This is a genomic window from Enterococcus sp. S183_ASV_20, from assembly GCF_018919685.1.
GTDB classification, from domain to species: Bacteria; Bacillota; Bacilli; order Lactobacillales; family Enterococcaceae; genus Enterococcus; species Enterococcus faecalis.
Window position 1 is genome coordinate 1 of record NZ_JAHLRI010000189.1, and the last position, 364, is coordinate 364.

General features: G+C 35.4%; 1 protein-coding gene. It reads left to right on the top strand.

Going from position 1 to position 364, the window contains the following annotated elements:
* Nucleotides 1–251, top strand: a 251-nt coding sequence (locus KQI94_RS16365; RefSeq protein WP_275970765.1) for an IclR family transcriptional regulator C-terminal domain-containing protein, incomplete at its 5' end; no start/stop codon positions are given.
* Nucleotides 252–364 lie beyond the last annotated feature (113 nt).

Below are 364 nucleotides of genomic sequence, written 5' to 3' on the forward strand. Positions count from 1 at the left end.
CCGAAAATACGATTACCAATCCCTTGCGTTTGAAAAAAGAATTAAAACAAGTGCAACAAACGGGGGTTGCTTACGATGATGAAGAAATTGAACAAGATATTTTCTGTAGCGGAGTATCTTTAATGAAAGATGGCGAAATTGCGGGTGCTTTTAGTGTAAGCATGCCGAAATATCGTTTGACAGAGGAAAATAAAACGACGATTAATCAAGCCCTTTTGGCAACAAAAGCAGCGATTGAAGCGAAATTATAGTAGAAAAAGAAAGACAAACAAAAGTCGATTGGGATTTGTAGTGACCCCAAAAAGTTAGACTTTTTATAGAGTGGATTTTTCCACTCTATTTTTATGCAGTTTTTTGATTGAAT